This is a genomic window from Streptomyces lydicamycinicus (genome assembly GCF_000829715.2).
Taxonomy (GTDB): Bacteria; Actinomycetota; Actinomycetes; order Streptomycetales; family Streptomycetaceae; genus Streptomyces; species Streptomyces lydicamycinicus.
This window is the reverse complement of record NZ_BBNO01000002.1, coordinates 665,555-682,721: the sequence shown is the minus strand read 5'-3', so window position 1 is coordinate 682,721 and position 17,167 is coordinate 665,555. Positions and strand designations below refer to the sequence as shown.

Annotated in this window: 16 protein-coding genes and 1 riboswitch; of the genes, 8 read left to right on the top strand and 8 right to left on the bottom strand. The window is 72.9% G+C overall.

Going from position 1 to position 17,167, the window contains the following annotated elements:
* Window positions 1-213 precede the first annotated feature (213 nt).
* Window positions 214-945: a DUF4097 family beta strand repeat-containing protein gene (locus TU31_RS08410; protein ID WP_042151286.1), complete on the top strand. Its 732-nt coding sequence runs from the start codon at window positions 214-216 to the stop codon at window positions 943-945.
* A 131-nt stretch (window positions 946-1,076) separates the two neighbouring features.
* On the opposite strand, the gene cobN is transcribed toward TU31_RS08410, so the two are convergent.
* Window positions 1,077-4,688 carry a cobaltochelatase subunit CobN gene (gene cobN / locus TU31_RS08405; RefSeq protein ID WP_042151283.1) on the bottom strand — a complete coding sequence of 1,204 codons (3,612 nt, stop codon included), beginning with the start codon at window positions 4,686-4,688 and terminating at the stop codon, window positions 1,077-1,079.
* 36 nt (window positions 4,689-4,724) lie between these two features.
* Window positions 4,725-4,857: riboswitch (cobalamin riboswitch) on the bottom strand.
* Between the two features lie 173 nt (window positions 4,858-5,030).
* On the opposite strand from cobN, the gene TU31_RS08400 reads away from it, so the two are divergent.
* The 4 genes from TU31_RS08400 (at window position 5,031) to TU31_RS08385 (ending at window position 10,054) form a co-directional block, all read left to right on the top strand.
* Complete coding sequence (locus TU31_RS08400; protein WP_245698452.1) at window positions 5,031-6,686, top strand: ferredoxin-like domain-containing protein; 1,656 nt, start codon at window positions 5,031-5,033, stop codon at window positions 6,684-6,686.
* Window positions 6,687-6,778: 92 nt separating this feature from the next.
* Window positions 6,779-7,459 (top strand): precorrin-8X methylmutase, encoded by a 681-nt coding sequence (locus TU31_RS08395; RefSeq protein ID WP_042151278.1) that lies wholly within the window; start codon window positions 6,779-6,781, stop codon window positions 7,457-7,459.
* Window positions 7,456-9,147, top strand: a complete 1,692-nt coding sequence (locus tag TU31_RS08390; RefSeq protein WP_370682709.1) for a precorrin-2 C(20)-methyltransferase — start codon at window positions 7,456-7,458, stop codon at window positions 9,145-9,147. The genes TU31_RS08395 and TU31_RS08390 overlap by 4 nt, the downstream gene beginning before the upstream one ends.
* A gap of 136 nt (window positions 9,148-9,283) precedes the next feature.
* Entirely contained in the window at window positions 9,284-10,054 is a 771-nt protein-coding gene (locus TU31_RS08385) for a DUF817 domain-containing protein (RefSeq protein ID WP_042151276.1), read from the top strand.
* 37 nt (window positions 10,055-10,091) lie between these two features.
* Here TU31_RS08385 and TU31_RS08380 read toward each other — a convergent pair whose 3' ends face one another.
* The 3 genes from TU31_RS08380 to TU31_RS08370 form a co-directional block, all read right to left on the bottom strand.
* Window positions 10,092-10,472, bottom strand: a complete 381-nt coding sequence (locus TU31_RS08380; RefSeq protein WP_181018566.1) for a hypothetical protein — start codon at window positions 10,470-10,472, stop codon at window positions 10,092-10,094.
* Window positions 10,469-10,726 (bottom strand): hypothetical protein, encoded by a 258-nt coding sequence (locus TU31_RS08375; protein WP_042151273.1) that lies wholly within the window; start codon window positions 10,724-10,726, stop codon window positions 10,469-10,471. The genes TU31_RS08380 and TU31_RS08375 overlap by 4 nt, the downstream gene beginning before the upstream one ends.
* Window positions 10,727-10,787: 61 nt before the next feature.
* On the bottom strand, window positions 10,788-10,979 hold the full coding sequence (locus tag TU31_RS08370; RefSeq protein WP_052718853.1) for a helix-turn-helix domain-containing protein: 192 nt from the start codon (window positions 10,977-10,979) through the stop codon (window positions 10,788-10,790).
* 127 nt (window positions 10,980-11,106) lie between these two features.
* Here TU31_RS08370 and TU31_RS08365 point away from each other — a divergent pair, with 127 nt between their 5' ends.
* Window positions 11,107-11,334 carry a hypothetical protein gene (locus tag TU31_RS08365; protein ID WP_042151270.1) on the top strand — a complete coding sequence of 76 codons (228 nt, stop codon included), beginning with the start codon at window positions 11,107-11,109 and terminating at the stop codon, window positions 11,332-11,334.
* 114 nt (window positions 11,335-11,448) lie between these two features.
* Here TU31_RS08365 and TU31_RS08360 read toward each other — a convergent pair whose 3' ends face one another.
* Window positions 11,449-12,300: a cobalt-precorrin-6A reductase gene (locus tag TU31_RS08360; RefSeq protein ID WP_042151268.1), complete on the bottom strand. Its 852-nt coding sequence runs from the start codon at window positions 12,298-12,300 to the stop codon at window positions 11,449-11,451.
* A gap of 17 nt (window positions 12,301-12,317) precedes the next feature.
* Here TU31_RS08360 and TU31_RS08355 point away from each other — a divergent pair, with 17 nt between their 5' ends.
* Window positions 12,318-13,523, top strand: coding sequence for a cobalt-precorrin-5B (C(1))-methyltransferase (locus TU31_RS08355; RefSeq protein ID WP_042151264.1), 1,206 nt, complete (start codon window positions 12,318-12,320; stop codon window positions 13,521-13,523).
* A gap of 27 nt (window positions 13,524-13,550) precedes the next feature.
* Here the strand turns inward: TU31_RS08355 and TU31_RS08350 are convergent, their stop codons facing one another.
* The 3 genes from TU31_RS08350 to TU31_RS08340 form a co-directional block, all read right to left on the bottom strand.
* A complete protein-coding gene (locus tag TU31_RS08350) occupies window positions 13,551-13,916 on the bottom strand; it encodes a hypothetical protein (protein ID WP_042151261.1) in 366 nt (121 codons plus the stop codon).
* 217 nt (window positions 13,917-14,133) lie between these two features.
* Window positions 14,134-15,234, bottom strand: coding sequence for a hypothetical protein (locus tag TU31_RS39080; RefSeq protein ID WP_052718852.1), 1,101 nt, complete (start codon window positions 15,232-15,234; stop codon window positions 14,134-14,136).
* Window positions 15,231-16,202: a DUF6777 domain-containing protein gene (locus tag TU31_RS08340; protein WP_052718851.1), complete on the bottom strand. Its 972-nt coding sequence runs from the start codon at window positions 16,200-16,202 to the stop codon at window positions 15,231-15,233. Before TU31_RS08340 ends, TU31_RS39080 begins: the two co-directional genes overlap by 4 nt.
* A gap of 724 nt (window positions 16,203-16,926) precedes the next feature.
* On the opposite strand from TU31_RS08340, the gene TU31_RS08335 reads away from it, so the two are divergent.
* Complete coding sequence (locus TU31_RS08335) at window positions 16,927-17,145, top strand: hypothetical protein (RefSeq protein WP_042151258.1); 219 nt, start codon at window positions 16,927-16,929, stop codon at window positions 17,143-17,145.
* Window positions 17,146-17,167: the final 22 nt, after the last annotated feature.

The following is a 17,167-nucleotide window of genomic DNA, read 5'->3' as shown; positions in this document are numbered from 1 at the left end:
CCTCCTCGTCCACCCCATGAGCAGCACAGGAACCACCCCCACAAAAATCGTCGCACCGGCGCCCGCGGGTCGCACCTGGGGCTCTCCACACCACGATCCGGGGGTTTTCCTCATGGTCCGGGCTCGATCGCGGCCATAGCCTCGACATAGCGGGGAAGCTCGCGGGGCAGGGGCCCGCACCTCGCCAACCAGCGACTTTTTCCGGGGGAGTTCATGCGTAAGCGGGTCCGTTTCATCGGCGTCGTCGCCTTGGCCGGCATCGGGGCGGGGGGCCTCAGCGCCTGTGGGCTGCTGCCCGGAAAGACCTTCAAGGACGACGCCACGGTCTCGAAGAAGATCACGTCCGTCCGGCTGGACACCGGCTCGGGCGGGCTCACGGTGCACGGCGGCAAGGGCGGCGGCACGGTCTCGGTCCACCGCGCGGTCTCGTACCACGGCGACCGGCCACAGGGCGCCACCCACCACGTCAAGGACGGTGTGCTGGTGCTCTCCGGCTGCGGCCGCAACTGCACCGTGGACTACACGGTCGAGCTGCCGGCCGGTATCCCGGTGAGCGGGAAGACCTCGTCCGGTGCGGTGGAGCTGGCCAAGGTGGGCCCGGTGAAGCTGACCACCAGCTCAGGGGACATCCAGCTGGACGGGGTGAGCGGCGCGGTCGATGCCCGGACCACCAATGGCCGGATCACCGGACGCGGGCTGTCGGGCGCGCAGATCGCGGCCGAGACGTCCAACGGGGATATCGACCTCACCCCCGCCACCGCGCAGAACGTCCGCGCGAAGACCTCCAACGGCGCCATCAGGCTGCAACTGCCGAAGGGCCCGTACCGGGTCGCCGCCGAGACCAGCAACGGGGAGGAGCACATAGGCATCGCCCAGGACCCGGCGGCCCGCTACCGCCTGGAGCTGACCACCAGCAACGGGGACATCACCGCGAAGGCCGCCTGACGGAGCCGGCGGTCCGGTCCGACGGCCGGCCCCCGCGCCGGTCAGCTGCCGGACCCCGGCCGCAGCCACACGTCGTGGCCGGCCGCGGCCTTCCGCCGGGGCGGGCCACGGTCGGCCCGCCCCGCCGTGGGTCAGTCCTCGCCCTCCAGCTCCCCTTCGGTCTCCAGGAAGGCCTGGCGCAGCGCCGCCAGCGTCTCGGCGTCCGGCTTCTCCCACATGCCGCGGGATTCCGCCTCCAGGAGGCGTTCGGCGATCCCGTGCAGGGCCCAGGGGTTCGCCTCCTCCAGGAAGGCCCGGTTCTCGGGGTCGAGGACGTAGGTCTGGGCGAGCTTGTCGTACATCCAGTCGGCGACGACGCCCGTGGTGGCGTCGTAGCCGAACAAGTAGTCCACGGTGGCGGCGAGTTCAAAGGCGCCCTTGTAGCCGTGGCGGCGCATCGCCTCGATCCAGCGGGGGTTGACCACCCGGGCGCGGAAGACCCGGGAGGTCTCCTCGACCAGGGTGCGGGTGCGGACCGTCTCCGGGCGGGTGGAGTCACCGATGTACGCCTCGGGGGCCTTGCCCTTGAGCGCCTTGACGGTGGCGACCATGCCGCCGTGGTACTGGAAGTAGTCGTCGGAGTCCGCGATGTCGTGCTCGCGGGTGTCGGTGTTCTTGGCGGCGACCGCGATGCGCTTGTAGGCGGTCTCCATCTCGGAGCGGGCCGGCCGGCCCTCCAGCCCGCGGCCGTAGGCGTAGCCGCCCCAGACCGTGTAGACCTCGGCCAGGTCGGCGTCGGTGCGCCAGTCACGGGAGTCGATCAGCTGGAGCAGACCCGCACCGTACGTCCCCGGGCGGGAGCCGAAGATGCGGGTGGTGGCGCGGCGCTCGTCGCCGTGGTCGGCGAGGTCGGCCTGGGTGTGGGCGCGGACGAAGTTCTCCGCGGCCGGCTCGTCCAGTCCGGCGGCGAGCCGTACGGCGTCGTCCAGCAGGCCGATGACATGCGGGAAGGCGTCCCGGAAGAAGCCGGAGATGCGCAGCGTGACATCGATACGGGGGCGGCCGAGCTCAGCGAGGGGGATCGGCTCCAGCCCGTTGACCCGGCGCGAGGCGTCATCCCAGACGGGTCGGACACCCAGCAGCGCCAGCGCCTCCGCCACGTCGTCGCCGGACGTCCGCATGGCGCTGGTGCCCCACAGCGACAGGCCGACGGACTGCGGCCAGTCGCCGTTGTCGTCGCGGTAGCGCGTCAGCAGGGAGTCGGCGAGGGCCTGGCCGGTCTCCCAGGCGAGGCGGGAGGGCACGGCCTTGGGGTCGACGGAGTAGAAGTTGCGGCCCGTCGGCAGCACGTTGACCAGGCCACGGAGCGGGGAGCCGGAGGGGCCGGCCGGGACGAAGCCGCCGTTGAGGGCGTGCACGGCGTGGTCGATCTCGTCGGTGGTGGCGGCGAGACGCGGTACGACCTGGCGGGCGGCGAAGTCGAGGATGTCGGCGACCGCGGCCGGGTGCCCCTCGGCGGTCTTGGCCACCGCTGCCGGGTCCCAGTCCGCGTCCTCCATCGCCTGCACCAGGGCGCGGGCGGTGGCCTCCGCCTCGTCGGCGGTCGTGCGGGTGGCCGCGGACTCGTCCAGTCCGAGCGCCTCCCGCAGACCGGGCAGGGCGGACGTACCGCCCCAGATCTGGCGGGCGCGCAGGATGGACAGGACGAGGTTGACCCGTGCCTCGCCGGTCGGCGCGCCGCCCAGCACATGGAGTCCGTCGCGGATCTGGGCGTCCTTGACCTCGCACAGCCAGCCGTCGACGTGCAGCAGGAAGTCGTCAAAGCCGTCGTCGTCGGGGCGTTCGTCCATCCCCAGGTCGTGGTCGAGCTTGGCGGCCTGGATCAGCGTCCAGATCTGGGCGCGGATCGCGGGCAGCTTGGCCGGGTCCATCGCGGAGATGGCCGCGTACTCATCGAGGAGCTGTTCCAGGCGCGCGATGTCGCCGTAGGACTCGGCGCGGGCCATCGGCGGGACGAGGTGGTCGACGAGGGTGGCGTGCACCCGGCGCTTGGCCTGGGTGCCCTCGCCGGGGTCGTTGACCAGGAAGGGGTAGATGAGCGGCAGGTCGCCGAGGGCGGCGTCGGGGCCGCAGGCCGCGGACAGGCCCGCGTTCTTGCCGGGCAGCCACTCCAGGTTGCCGTGCTTGCCCAGGTGGACCATGGCGTCCGCGCCGAAACCGCCGTCGTCGGCAGAGGCCGCGATCCAGCGGTACGCCGCCAAGTAGTGGTGCGAGGGCGGCAGATCGGGGTCGTGGTAGATCGCGATCGGGTTCTCGCCGAAGCCGCGCGGCGGCTGGATGAGGATCAGGAGATTGCCGCGGCGCAGCGCGGCCAGCACGATGTCGCCGTCGGGGTTCCGGCTGCGGTCGACGAACATCTCACCGGGCGGCGGCCCCCAGTGCTGCTCGACGGAGTCCCGGAGTTCCTGCGGCAGCGTGGCGTACCAGCGCTTGTAGTCGGCGGCCGGAATGCGGACCGGGTTACGGGCGAGCTGTTCCTCGGTGAGCCACTCCTGGTCGTGGCCGCCGGCCTCGATGAGGGCGTAGATCAGCTCGTCACCGTCGCCGGACTCCAGGCCCGGGACCGGCTCGGCGGTCTCGTCACCGAAGTCGTAGCCGTCCGCCCGGAGGCGGCGCAGCAGGGCCACGGCACTGGCCGGGGTGTCCAGCCCGACCGCGTTGCCGATGCGGGAGTGCTTGGTCGGGTAGGCGGACAGCACCAGCGCGAGGCGCTTCTCCGCGGCCGGGATGTGGCGCAGCCGGGCGTGCCGGACGGCGATCCCGGCGACCCGGGCGGCGCGCTCGGGGTCGGCGACGTAGACCGGCAGTCCGTCCTCGTCGACCTCCTTGAAGGAGAACGGGACGGTGATCAGCCGGCCGTCGAACTCGGGGACCGCGATCTGCGAGGCGGCGTCCAGCGGCGAGAGCCCCTCGTCGTTCTCCTCCCAGGCGCTGCGCGGCCCGGTCAGGCACAGGGCCTGAAGGATCGGCACGTCCAGGGCGGCCAGCGCGCCCGCGTCCCAGGACTCGTCGTCGCCGCCCGCGGAGGCCTCGGCGGGCTTGCTGCCGCCCGCCGCGAGGACCGTGGTGACCAGGGCGTCGGCGCTCCCCAGCGCCTCGATCAGCTCCGGCTCGGGGGCGCGGAGGGAGGCCACGAACAGCGGCCGGGCGCGCCCCCCGGCCTCCTCGATCTGCTCGCACAGGGTCCGTACGAAAGCGGTGTTGCCGCTCATGTGGTGGGCGCGGTAGTAGAGCACGGCGACCAGCGGGCCGGTCTCGTTGCGCCCTTCCCAGTCCAGCGGGCCCCAGGACGGAGCGGGCTCCGGCGGCTCGAAGCCATGGCCGGTCAGCAGCACCGTGTCGGAGAGGAAGCGGGCGAGCTGGTCGAGGTTGGCGGGGCCGCCGTGCGCGAGATAGGCGTGCGCCTCGGCCGCGATGCCGACCGGGACCGTGGACTGCTCCATGAGCTGGGCGTCGGGGGCCTGTTCACCGGTGAGCACGACGACCGGCCGGTGCTGGTCCTCGGCGAGCAGCACCTCCAGGCCCTCCTCCCAGGCGCGGATGCCGCCGAGGAGACGCACGACGACGAGGTCGGTGCCCTCCAGCAGCGCGGGGAGTTCGGCGACGTCGAGGCGGGCGGGGTTGGCGAGCCGATACGGCACGGGACCCGTGGCCGCGCGGGCACTGAGCAGGTCGGTGTCGGAGGTCGACAGCAGCAGAAGCATGCGGGCGCAGGCCTTCCTCGGGGTATCCGCGCCCCGGGTGGTCGTATGGACGGCGGGAGTTCCTGGCTCACCCGGCAGCTGCCGGGTTCACAGTGGCGGGACCGCGCCGGATTCACACCGGGCTTCCTCCCTGGGGCCGTAAGGCCCTGCGCCGTCGCTGGCGTCGGCGGGCCGTCCGACCCACCGACCTGCATAGTAAGGGCTGCGGCCGAGCGAGGTAAGCGGGCCTCCGGACCTGCCGTATCGGTACGGGGGCGTGCGCCTCCGTACGCGGATCGGGCCGCGAGCTTGGCCGGATCCGGCCCGGATGGGCCACCCACCTCCGTGGGTATGCTCGCGGCCATGCCGCCCTCCCCCTCGACACGGCCCCACGGGTCCGAACCGCCCATACGGGACCGCGGTGACGCCTGCCCGGGAGCGCTGCGGCTGCACTCCGCCGCCGACGGACACCTCGCCCGAGTGCGACTGCCCGCCGGAGACTTGACGGTACGTCAGGCCGAGGCGCTGGCCGATGCCGCGGACCGGCTCGGGGACGGCCATCTCTCCCTCACCTCCCGCGGCAACGCGGAACTCCGCGGCCTCCCGGACGACTGCGGCGGCCGGCTCGCCGCCCTGCTGCGCGACGCCGGTCTGCTGCCCTCCGAGCGCCACGAACGCATCCGCAACATCCTCGCCTCCCCCCTGGCCGGACTGGACCGGCACACCCCTTCTGACGTGCGGTTGTGGGCTCGTGAGCTGGACGGACTGCTCTGCACGAGCGAGTCCGCGACCGCGCTGTCGGGCCGTTTCCTCTTCGTCCTGGACGACGGCCGGGGCGATGTGGCGGCGCTCGGCGGCGATGTGAGCTTGGTCGCAGAACCGGCCGGGACCGAGGCACCGGCGGACCACGGGGACCGGTCCGGGACCGGACAACCGGCCCGGCCCGGAGGCAGTGCCCTGCTGCGGGTCGGCGACGACCCGGCGGCCCTGCGGATCGCCGGCCCCGACGCCCCACGCGCCGCCCTCACCGCCGCCGAGGCATTCCTCTCCGCCGCCGAGGCGAGCGGCGCCTGGCGGGTGCGCGAACTCCCGGCCGGACATGGCCTGACGGCCCGGGCGGTCGCGGAGCGGCTGCGGGGGGCGGGGGTTGAGTGTGTGCTTGTGGCCGGGGCCACGGATGTGGTCGGGGCGGCGGACGTGGCTGCTGCGGCGCAGGTGGCTGGGGCCGGCACTGAGGCCGCGCCCAGCACCAAGGCCGTGGCCGAGGCGCCCGCCGCCAACGAGGCATCCACCCCCACTCCCTACGCCGACTCCTCCGCCCCCGGCATCATCGAGGGCGGCGACGGAGCGCACGCGCTCTCGGTCCTCGCGCCGCTGGGGCGGCTGTCCGTTGCGCAGTGGCGGCTGCTGGTCGCCGTCGCCGCGGCGGACGGAGACGGCGTTCTCCGGCTCACTCCCTGGCGCGGCATCGTCATCCCGGGGCTGTCCGCCGACGCGGCGGCCGCCCGTCTGCGTGAGCTGGCCGCCGCCGGGCTGATCACCGAACCTGACTCCCCCTGGCACCGCATCGGGGCCTGCACCGGCCGCCCCGGCTGCGCCAAATCCCTTACCGATGTACGGGCCGACGCCACGGCCGCGGTCACGGCGGGGAGTCCCGTCCCCACCCCCGTATCCGTATCCGTATCCGTATCCGACCCCGACACCTGCCCCGATCCCGTCCACCTCCCCGGCAAACCAGAGCGGGGGCCAGGGACGGAACCGGAGCCGGGGCCGAAGCCGAATCCGGAGCCGGGGCCGGGACCGAAGCCGCAGCCGGGACTGGAGCCGGGACCGGACAACTCAGCCCCCCTCCACCACCTCCCCGTGTACTGGTCCGGATGTGAGCGGCGCTGTGGGCACCCGCACGGCGCCTGGGTCGATGTGCTGGCGACGGCGGACGGCTACCGGGTATCGGTCGTCCGGCCGAAGACCCCACCCGCCCCGGCAGCACCCCCCGGCGCCCCCTGCCCCACCTCATGAAGCGCCGGCCCAGAGGCCCCTGCCCCACCCCAGAACCGCCCGACCCACAGCGCCAGGCCCCACCTCATGAACCACCCCCGAACCACAGCGCCATGCCCCACCTCCAGAACCGTCCCGTACCCGACAAACCCGAGGCCACAGTGACCGCGTTCGACTACGAGAAGGACGGTGCGGCGATCTATCGCCAGTCCTTCGCCACCATCCGCGCCGAGGCGGACCTCGGCGGCCTGCCCGCCGACGTCAGCCGGGTCGCGGTCCGGATGATCCACGCCTGCGGCATGGTCGACCTGGTACGCGATCTCGCCTTCACCCCCGAGGTGGTGGCCCGCGCCCGCGAGGCGCTGCGCGCCGGTGCGCCGATCCTCTGCGACGCCAACATGGTGGCCAGCGGCGTCACCCGTAAGCGGCTGCCGGCCGACAACGAGGTGCTGTGCACCCTCGCCGACCCGTCGGTGCCGGACCTGGCCGCCCGGATGGGGACGACCCGCAGCGCCGCCGCCCTGGAGCTGTGGCGGGACCGGATGGAAGGCGCGGTGGTCGCGTTCGGCAACGCCCCGACCGCCCTCTTCCGGTTCCTCGAAATGATCGAGGAGGGCGCACCCCGCCCCGCCGCCGTCATCGGCATACCCGTCGGCTTCATCGGCGCCGCGGAGTCCAAGGACGCGCTGATCGCCCACCCGTCGGAGCTGGACCACATCGTCGTGCGCGGGCGCCGGGGCGGCAGCGCCATGGCCGCCGCCGCGATCAACGCCCTGGCAAGCGAGGAAGAGTGAGCGTGAGCGAGCAGCAGCTGACCGGTCGCCTCTACGGTGTGGGCCTCGGCCCCGGCGACCCGTCCCTCATGACGGTCCGGGCGGTTGAGGTCATCGCCGAGGCCGACGTCATCGCCTACCACAGCGCCCGGCACGGACGCTCCATCGCGCGCTCCATCGCCGCAAAGCACCTCCGCGCCGACCACATCGAGGAAGCGCTGATCTACCCGGTCACCACGGAGTCGACCGATCACCCCGGCGGCTACCGGGGCGCGCTGGACGAGTTCTACGAGACCGCGGCGGCCCGCCTCGCCGCGCACCTCGACGCCGGCCGCACGGTCGCCGTCATCTCCGAGGGCGACCCGCTCTTCTACGGCTCCTACCAGCACATGCACAAGCGGCTGGCCCACCGCTATCCCACCGAGGTCATCCCCGGCGTCACCTCCATCAGCGCCGCCGCGGCCCGCCTGGGCAAGCCGCTCGCCGAGGCCGACGAGGTCCTGACGATCCTCCCCGGCACGCTCCCGGAGGAGGAACTGACCGCCCGCCTGACCTCGACCGACACCGCCGTCGTCATGAAGCTGGGCCGCACCTTCCCCACCGTCCGCCGCGCCATGGAACGCGCCGGCCGCCTCCCGGAGGCCCACTACGTCGAGCGCGCGACGATGTCCGGCGAACGCACGGAGCGGCTGGCGGACATCGACGCGGAGACGGTCCCGTACTTCTCCGTCAGCGTCGTACCGAGCCGCATCGCGGACCTGCCACCGGCGGGCACGACGGCCGCGGGTACGGCCACTGCCGCGGGTACGACTACTGGCGCGGCCACGACTACGGCCCCGGACTCGGCTACGACCACGGCCGCCGCCACGGCTGAGGCCACGCCAACGCCCACGGCCGACGAACCGTCCGGCACCGCCGCTGTGGCCCCCTCCCCCCGTGAGGCGGAGCCCTCCCCCCACCCCGGCGAGGTCGTGGTCGTCGGCACCGGTCCGGCCGGTCCGCTCTGGCTGACGCCGGAGTCCCGTGGCGCCCTGGCGGCCGCCGAGGACCTCGTCGGCTACACCACCTACCTGGACCGCGTCCCGCTGCGTCCCGGCCAGCGCCGCCACGCCTCCGACAACAAGGTCGAGTCGGAACGCGCCGAACTCGCCCTCGACCTGGCCCGGCGCGGCCGCCGGGTGGCCGTGGTCTCCGGCGGCGACCCGGGCATCTTCGCGATGGCCACCGCCGTCCTGGAGGTCGCCTGCCAGTCCCCCTACCGGGCCATCCCCGTACGGGTCCTCCCGGGCGTCACCGCCGCCAACGCGGCCGCCGCCCGCGCCGGCGCCCCGCTCGGCCACGACTACGCGGTCATCTCCCTCTCCGACCGCCTCAAGCCCTGGGAGGTCATCGCCGAACGCCTGCATGCCGCGGCCGGCGCCGACCTGGTCCTCGCCCTCTACAACCCCGGCTCCCGCAGCCGCACCTGGCAGGTCGGCAAGACCCGCGAACTCCTCCTGGAACACCGCGCCCCCGACACCCCCGTCATCCTGGCCCGCGACATCGGCGGCCCCGAGGAGTCGGTCCGCACCGTCCGCCTCGCCGACCTCGACCCCACCCAGGTCGACATGCGGACCCTCCTCATCGTCGGCTCGTCCCAGACCCAGGCCGTACGGCGTGAGGACGGGACAGAGGTCGTGTGGACACCGCGGCGGTATCCGGAGGGGTGAGCCGACCGGCCAGGTAGGGGCTCCGGCTCGCGCCATGAGAGGTGCCGGGGCCCCGTCCGGGCGTGGGGCCGGCGCCGGACCGCGCCTCCAGCAGCCCTTTTGCAACCCCTCCCGTCACAGACGCGTCTTCGGCAACATGCACGCGAATCCGGCCCGCGTACAGCAACTACTGATCTTCACCCGGCTTCAGACGAGCAGCTGCGCGTTCGCCGTCGCGCTGCTCGCGGGGGTCGCGCTGTCCACCGTGCTGCCGCAGTTGCCGGTGGCCAGGTACGACCTGTTGCTCGTCTACGGACTGCTGCTGACGCTGGTGTTCCGCCTACGCGGGTGGGAGAGCAGCAGGGATGTCCTGGTCATCGCCGTGTGTCACGCGATCGGGCTGGCCTTCGAGCTGGTGAAGGTCTCGCTCGGCTCCTGGAGCTATCCGGAGCCCGCGGTGTTCAAGTTCGGGGGCGTGCCGCTGTACGGGGGATTCCTCTATGCCGCGGTAGGCAGCTACGTCTGCCGCGCATGGCAGCTGATGGACCTGGAACTCGTCCGCTACCGCCCCCGCGCCACCACGGCGCTGGCCGTGGCCATCTACGTGAACTTCTTCAGTCACCACTGGCTGCCCGACCTGCGCTGGCCGCTCGCCGCGCTGCTCGTTGCGGTCACCGGAGGCACATGGGTGCGGTTCAGTGTGGGGAAGGCGCGCTACCGCATGCCGCTGGCGCTGTCCTTCGCGCTGATCGGCTTCTTCTTGTGGCTGGCCGAGAACATCGCCACCTACCTGGGCGCATGGCGCTACCCGCACCAGCTCCACGGGTGGCAACCCGTCGCCCTGGAAAAGTTCGGCTCCTGGGCGCTGCTGATCAGCGTCACCTTCGTGATCGTGGCGGCGACCCGTCGGCGGGGCGGCCCCGGGTAGCCCCGAAAGATATGCGTCGAAGGGTCGAAAGGCGCGGTCAGGCGTTGAGATCCAGGACGCGGACCGACTCCCCGTGCCACCGTTTCGGGGAGGTGGTGGCGACGATCGCTCCGTCGGGACGGTCGGGCGTGGGCTGGGCTGCGTGGTGACTGTGGGCCGCGGCCCAGGTCTCCTGACCCGCTAAGGCCAAGGCTGCGGGCAGATCCAGGTCCAAGACGGTGACGCCGGGTAGGGCAGCGAGGTGCTCGGCCGTGCCAGGTCGTACGCGATCGGCTTCGACGAGTGCGCACGTCGGTGCGTAGAGGTACCAGCCGGGTTCGGCGTGGGCACGGTGAATGAGGCGGGAGGCGAGGACGTTGCCCTGGCCGGCGGCGATCATCGCGGTGTCGTCCAGGACAATGTGCAGGGCGTCGCTCATCGGCCGGTCACCTGGGCCAGACGCCGGTCGAGCTCACTGTCCAGGTCCTGCTGCTGGGTCGAAGTGGGGGCATACCCGTTCCAACTCTTCAGCGCCGCGAGCGCCTTTGCCGCGCGCTCAGCGCGCTCAGCCGGTGTCAGCAGGGTCTCGGCCAGGCGCGCCAGGTAGGCGCGCAGCGAGAGGCCCTCGGCGGCCGCGATCGCGGCGAGCCGGTCCCTGGCCTCCTCGGGGATGCGGACATTGGCGTCGGACATCCTCGTGCTCCTTTCTCCCACCGCTAGGGTACGGGTACGTACCCGTACCCTAGCGGCTGACTCAGCCGAGCCGCCCCTCCTTCAGGCTGAGACGTTCGCCGTTCTCCAGGCGGTGCAGGTACGTGCGGTCGTAGTTGGCCTCGTCGGCCAGCTGGGCCAGTGATCTGCCGGACGACTCCCGTAACCGCCGGAGTTCGCAGGCGAGGACCCAGCGGGCCGAGCCCGCGTCCTCCTCGGAATTGTTTTCGACCATTCACCGAACCCCCTGTTGCCCGTGTCGACGACAACGCCAACTCCCTTTCGAGAGCGGCCCGGAGTGACAACTCCAGGACTGGGAAAGGGCCTTGACGGGCCAGTCAGGACTCGAACGGAGAAGAGGAATGGGAATGGCGGAGCGGTCTCCGGCGGCCGGGAGGATCAGGGATGCCGAGCAGGCGCGGGACGAGCTGCGGGCGGCGCTGAAGGGGGCCGGCATCACCTTGCCGTCCCTGGCCCTGGACGGGGTGTCGCTGGTGGGGGACTTCCCGCGGCCGCTGGTGGACCTCGGGCGATGTACGCCGCAGCTCGCGCGACGGCTCGCGGAGGCAGTGGGGAAGTGCGTCACGTGAGTGAGGAGACGGCCGGGCCCTCCGCCGCCCGCGAGGCCGGCAGCGAGGAGGCGAAAGAGGAATCCGCGAAGCGTCGGGAGGAATTAGTGGAAAGGGTCCGGGAAGCCAATCGGCTCAGTGTGAATCGGCCGCGCTGAATAGCCCCCGTACCCATTCCGCCGCCGCCTCCGGGCCTTCCGCCACCGGCACCCCGTCGGGCACCGGGGGGCGCCGTACGACCACTACCGGGATCCCGGCCTCCCGGGCCGCCGTCAGCTTGGCGGCGGTCGCGGCGGCGCCGCTGTCCTTCGTCACGAGGACGTCGATGCGGTGGGCGCGGAGCAGTGCGCGCTCGCCCTCCACCGTGAAGGGGCCCCGGTCGAGCAGCACCTCCATACGGGGCGGATGCGGAGGCTCGGGGGCGTCGACGGAGCGGACCAGGAACCAGGGGTCGGTGAGGTGGGCGAAGTGGGCAAGGCCCATGCGGCCGGTGGTGAGGAAGATGCGGCTGCCGAGGGCGGGGAGGGCGGCGGCGGCCTCGTCCAGGGAGGTGACCTGGTGCCAGTTGTCGCCGGGTCCCGGCACCCAGCCGGGCCGGCGGAGGACCAGCAGGGGAACATGGGCGGTGGCGGCGGCCAAGGCCGCATTGTGACTGATCGTGTCGGCGAAAGGATGGGTGGCGTCGATGAGCGCGTCCACCGCGTGCTCGCGCAGCCAGCGGGCGAGGCCCTCGGGGCCGCCGAACCCGCCGATGCGTACCTCCCCGGCGGGCAGCCGTGGCGCGGCGACCCGGCCGGCGAGCGAGGTCGTCACGCGCAGGACCGGCTCCGGCGCCTGGGCGGGCTCCGGCGACGGGACGTGCTCCGCCCCCTCGGCGGGCTCCGGCGCCCCGGCGGCCCCCGGCACCAGGGCGGCGGCCAGGCGGCGGGCCTCCGTGGTACCTCCGAGGATCAGTACATGGCGTGGCGGGCGAGCTGCGTCGGGCATGGGATGTGGGTTCCTCCGTGGCTGAAGCGCAACCGCAGGGTACGGGGCCGCAGGGTACGGGCAAGGCCGCGGGCGGGCGTAGTGCGCAGCTCGCGCACACCGGGCTGCGGCCCGGCTGGACGACCGGTGCCTGTGCGACGGCGGCGAGCACGGCCGCGTACACGGCACTGCTGACCGGCGAGTTCCCCGATCCCGTGACGATCACGCTGCCGAAGGGGCAGACGCCGTCCTTCGCCCTGGCGGTGGAGGAGCTGGCGCCGGGGCGGACGACGGCCATGGCGGGGGTCGTCAAGGACGCGGGCGACGATCCGGACGTCACCCACGGGGCGCTCGTCCGGGCCACCGTCCGGGCGCTGCCCGCGGGCTCGGGCGTCGTCTTCAAGGCCGGGCCGGGCGTCGGGACGGTGACGCGGCCCGGGCTGCCGCTGGAGGTGGGGGAGCCGGCGATCAATCCCGTGCCGCGGCAGCTGATGCGGGAGCATCTGGCCGAGGTCGCCGCGCGCCACGGCGGTACGGGGGCGACGGCCGATGTCGAGGTGGAGATCTCGGTCGATCACGGGGAGGAGATCGCCCGGAGCACCTGGAATCCGCGGCTGGGGATCCTGGGCGGGCTGTCGATCCTGGGGACCACCGGGATCGTGGTGCCGTACTCCTGCTCGGCGTGGATCGACTCCATCCGGCGGGGGGTGGACGTGGCGCGGGCGGCCGGCCGGCGGCATGTGGCCGGGTGTACGGGGTCGACGTCGGAGAAGGTGGCCGTCGCCCTGCACCATCTGCCCGAGGACGCGCTGCTGGACATGGGCGACTTCGCGGGGGCGGTGCTGAAGTACATCCGGCGTCACCCCGTGGAGCGGCTCACCATCTGCGGCGGGTTCGCCAAGCTGTCCAAGCTCGCGGCCGGGCATCTGGATCTGCACTCGGCGCGGTCCCAGGTGGACAAGGGCTTCCTGGCGGAGCTCGCCCGGCGGGGCGGCGCGGACGAGGCGCTGGCGGAGGCGGTCGCGGAGGCCAACACGGGCCTGGCGGCACTCCAGTTGTGCACCGCGGCGGGGGTCCCGCTGGGGGATCTGGTGGCGGCGACGGCGCGGGACGAGTCGCTGGCCGTGCTGCGGGGCGCGCCGGTCGCGGTCGATGTCATCTGCATCGACCGGGCGGGGATGGTCGTGGGGCGGGCGGAACCGCGGGGTCCGGGAGAGGACCGGCAGGGAAGCCCGCGGCGGTGACGGGCTTCCCCGTGTCAGCCCGAGCCGTCAGTCCCGGTAGCCGTGGCCGAACCGGTCGCCCATGCAGTCGTCCGAGCTGCCGGTGAGCGATCCCAGCGCCGTGCCGAGGGCGCAGGTGGTCAGCCGCAGCGGGTTGTCGCGGAACCGTCCGGGGCGCTCGTAGCGGCCCTCCCGGCGGTCGTAGCGCCCTTCGCGGCGGTCGTGCAGCCGGCCGGGCCGGTCGTTCGTCCGGACCGGGGTGTCGTGCATCCACGGCGAGCTGTCGTGCGCCTGCCCCGGGGTGTCCTTCGCCTGTGCGACATGGTCCTTGCCGTCGGCCGCGGCGACGTTGCCGCCGAGGAGCGTCAGCAGGGCTGCGGCGCCGACGACGCCGGCGGCCAGTCTGGTACGCATCGTGGCGTACTCCTTTGCTTCGGCCCCCCTTGGGTGTCGCAGCTTCCTTACCGGCCCCGGGTGGCGGGATAACGGGTATTCACCCTGATGCGGTCGCAGAGCCATCCGGACGGGCCCGGAGGAGGCGGGGCCGGCCGGACGGCGTGCCGGGTGACGTCGTCGGTGTGCCGCCGCGGTGGCGCGCCGTACCTGCCTGTCGGCTGCCGAGGCGGAACAACTAGGGCGCCGGGTGCGGCGGATGCACCGGCGGCGGGGGCTCAACCGGCTGCGGCGGCTCGACCGGCGGCGGGGGCTCCACGGGGGGCGGCGCTTCCGGAGGGGGCTCCTCGGGCGGCGGTGCTTCAGGAGGGGGCGCTTCCGGTGGCGGGGCCTCAGGAGGCGGTGCCTCAGGGGGCGGCTCCCCGGGAGGGGGCGCCTCAGGGGGCGGAGCCTCAGGAGGGGGCGCTTCGGGTGGCGGGGCCTCGGGAGGCGGTGCCTCAGGGGGCGGCGCTTCCGGTGGCGGGGCCTGCGGAGGCGGGTGTCCGGGACCCGGTTCCTGCGGGCCCGGCACGGTCGGTGGCCTGGGCGGGTCGGGTGTGTTGTAGGCGCTCCACGCATAGGCCCCGGCACCCACCAGCGCGAGCGCCCCGAGGGCCACGACGATCCCGGGCACGCCCCCGAGGGAGCCCCGGATGACCGTGGTGACGAGCGTGCCGACACCCGATCTCGCCGCCCGGAGGACCGTTCCCACCGCGGACAGGACCGTCCGTGCGTTGTCCCTGACAGGGGGCCAGACCGTGTTCCACACGTACGAGATGCCGTTGCCGAGGGCCGTCAGGCTCTGCCGGCCCGCGCGCACGATCTTCTCCGTCACCTGCGCCGCCGCGTCGCGCACCGGCGGCCCGAGACGCTGGAGCCACTGCGGAACCATGTTCCAGAGGCGCTGCCCGAGCGATACCGGAGCCTGGGCGATCTCCCCGGTCACCACTTCCGCGGCTGCGGCCCCGGCCTGCCTCACCTGCTGGAGCACCTGCTGGCTGTTGTGGATGTTGTCGACCGCGGCCTTGGCGTTCGAGAAGAGCCTCCTCGCCTCGTCCTGCCGGTCGATGATCGCGCGGCGCGCCTCCGGGGTCAGGGCCAGGTTGAGCTGCTCCTCCAGTGCATTCCACAGCGTGTGGGACCTCGCCATCTGGTTCCGGGCGGCACTCAGCGCACTGCTGAGGTTGGCGGACAGGCTGTCCATTCCCTGCGAGCCCAGGTGCGCCATGTCCTGCGCCGCCAGCCGCGCGGTCTGCAACTGCTCCGGCGTCAGATTCGCGGTATCCGGTGGAACCGTCATGATGACTCCTCCCTCTCGGGTCGCCCGTTCCCGCAGCACGTCCAGGGGGCTTCCGCGGCGCGCCATGCCTTCCCCGCGAGTACGGACAGCGGCAGGCCGGTCACCGTGTGCCCCACGGCGGCGACCGGCACGGCGGCGACCGTCCCGAGCGGCCCTGAACTGACGGGCGTTCCGGCCACGTTCCGGTCCGTGGCGCCGGTGCCGCCCACCGGCCGGATGAATCGCTCGCCGGTCACGACATCGGTGAGCACCAGGGCGTCCAGGGGCTGGTGGGCGGGCAGCACCCGGACCGTGCCGCCGGCCTGGAAGCCGCGCCAGCTCCGCCCCGTGTAGACGACCTTCTTGGTGACCGCGGCAGGCGGACGCAACGGATCGCCGGTGGCACAGCGCACCCGCGGCACGCCGTACCGGTCCAGCAGGACGGCCGTACCCGCCTGAAGCACCGCCTGGTGGGGCCTTGCCCGGCCCTCGCGGTAGTGGTGGCCGGTGACCCGGGTGTCCACGATCACCACGGCGGGGGTGAGCCCGGTGAGGTACGGGCGGAGGTCCGCGGTCGTCAGGCCCAGCGTCCCGGCCCACGCCTGGCTCTTGTGCGGGTCCCGGAGCAGGAGGTTCGCCAGGCGGCGGGCGTCACAGGTGGAGGCCTTTACGGTGCCGCCGAACAGCCCCGGTTCGCTGCCGTAGTGGCCGGCCACCCGCACTTTTCCGGATTCCGGGGAGGGGGCCGGGGGCGGGGGTACGGCCCGGAGCGCGGGAACCGGCCCGGCCACGGACGGGGTGAACGGATCGGGGGCGATCGCGGCGGCCGGCTGGAGGCGGACCGCCTCCTGCTGCTGGGCCTGATCGGCCTGTCTGCCCAGGAAGAACAGGCCGGTCGCGATGGCGAACAGCGCCAGCCCGACGATGAGCAGGACCGGGCGCCGGCCGCGCCGGTGCGGATCTGTCGAGCCCCCTTCCGGCGGTGGCACCTCCGGCGAGGGGCCAGCCGGTGAGCGGGGCAGCGGACCGGGCGGGGGTCCCCGCGGATACGGATCCGGCATGAGCGGCGGCTTCACGGAGCGGTTGCCTTCTACGTTTCGCCGCACCTCGGCCCGTGTCAAGCAGCTCGGTCCCGCACACCGCACACAGGTCATTGACGGTTCAACAGGAACGCCGGCTCACCAAGGGTCGGCCACCGGCGGTGAGTTGGTCACGGCGGCTCGTCGCGGGGCGACTCGCGAAAGGACGCAAGCCCTTTCCCGCACCACAGCACACCGTTTCCGGACCCGAGGGAATTGACACCCCCGATGGAGAGGAAAGCAGGGAAGGTAGACATCTCACCCCATCACACTCACCGCGGACCCGTCGGACGGTAACCGCAGATATACCCGGAGGGCGTGCATGAAGGACTTTCCCAGGATAGTTTTCCGATAGCCGCCGCACGGTCGGTTCATCGCCAAGAAGCGGGCAAACTTGCAGGTCAGGGCGATTATGGAGCCCAATTGCATACCGGTTGAAAACCGAACGGTAAGTTGCCCAGGAAAGCTGTGACGTGATTGCATTCTGCGAGCACACGGACCGCCATTATGGACGTCACATTTCCGGCATCCGAGGCCCCGCTACGGCCGTATTCGCCCCGTCGGCAATTCGGCTTTATCGGCAATTCAGTCCGCGTGAGTTCAGAACCCCGTAACCCTGAGGGAAGGGCACGCCATGCGTAACGGCTTCACCCCCGCGATCGACACCTGCGAGATCGCCGACAACGAGCTGGACAACATTGCCGGTGGGCTCGCCAGCGCCGGTGCCGAGGTTGCCGGCCACGGTGCCGCCGTGAGCGTCGGCGGTGTCGTCGAGACCGCCGGCTCCCTCGCGTCGAGCGTGCCCGTCGGCCAGGTCTCCGGTATGGCCACGGTGGAGACCACCGGCTTCTGAGAGCGGCTGACCGCGGCTGATA

Bases quoted from the DNA above. Each gene is read 5' to 3' on its own strand.
- TU31_RS08410 (WP_042151286.1), top strand. From the start codon at position 214: ATGCGTAAGCGGGTCCGTTTCATCGGCGTCGTCGCCTTGGCCGGCATC.
- cobN (WP_042151283.1), bottom strand. From the start codon at position 4,688: ATGCTTCTGCTGCTGTCGACCTCCGACACCGACCTGCTCAGTGCCCGC.
- TU31_RS08400 (WP_245698452.1), top strand. From the start codon at position 5,031: ATGCCGCCCTCCCCCTCGACACGGCCCCACGGGTCCGAACCGCCCATA.
- TU31_RS08395 (WP_042151278.1), top strand. From the start codon at position 6,779: ATGCCCCACCTCCAGAACCGTCCCGTACCCGACAAACCCGAGGCCACA.
- TU31_RS08385 (WP_042151276.1), top strand. From the start codon at position 9,284: ATGCACGCGAATCCGGCCCGCGTACAGCAACTACTGATCTTCACCCGG.
- TU31_RS08380 (WP_181018566.1), bottom strand. From the start codon at position 10,472: ATGAGCGACGCCCTGCACATTGTCCTGGACGACACCGCGATGATCGCC.
- TU31_RS08375 (WP_042151273.1), bottom strand. From the start codon at position 10,726: ATGTCCGACGCCAATGTCCGCATCCCCGAGGAGGCCAGGGACCGGCTC.
- TU31_RS08370 (WP_052718853.1), bottom strand. From the start codon at position 10,979: ATGGTCGAAAACAATTCCGAGGAGGACGCGGGCTCGGCCCGCTGGGTC.
- TU31_RS08365 (WP_042151270.1), top strand. From the start codon at position 11,107: ATGGGAATGGCGGAGCGGTCTCCGGCGGCCGGGAGGATCAGGGATGCC.
- TU31_RS08360 (WP_042151268.1), bottom strand. From the start codon at position 12,300: ATGCCCGACGCAGCTCGCCCGCCACGCCATGTACTGATCCTCGGAGGT.
- TU31_RS08350 (WP_042151261.1), bottom strand. From the start codon at position 13,916: ATGCGTACCAGACTGGCCGCCGGCGTCGTCGGCGCCGCAGCCCTGCTG.
- TU31_RS39080 (WP_052718852.1), bottom strand. From the start codon at position 15,234: ATGACGGTTCCACCGGATACCGCGAATCTGACGCCGGAGCAGTTGCAG.
- TU31_RS08335 (WP_042151258.1), top strand. From the start codon at position 16,927: ATGCGTAACGGCTTCACCCCCGCGATCGACACCTGCGAGATCGCCGAC.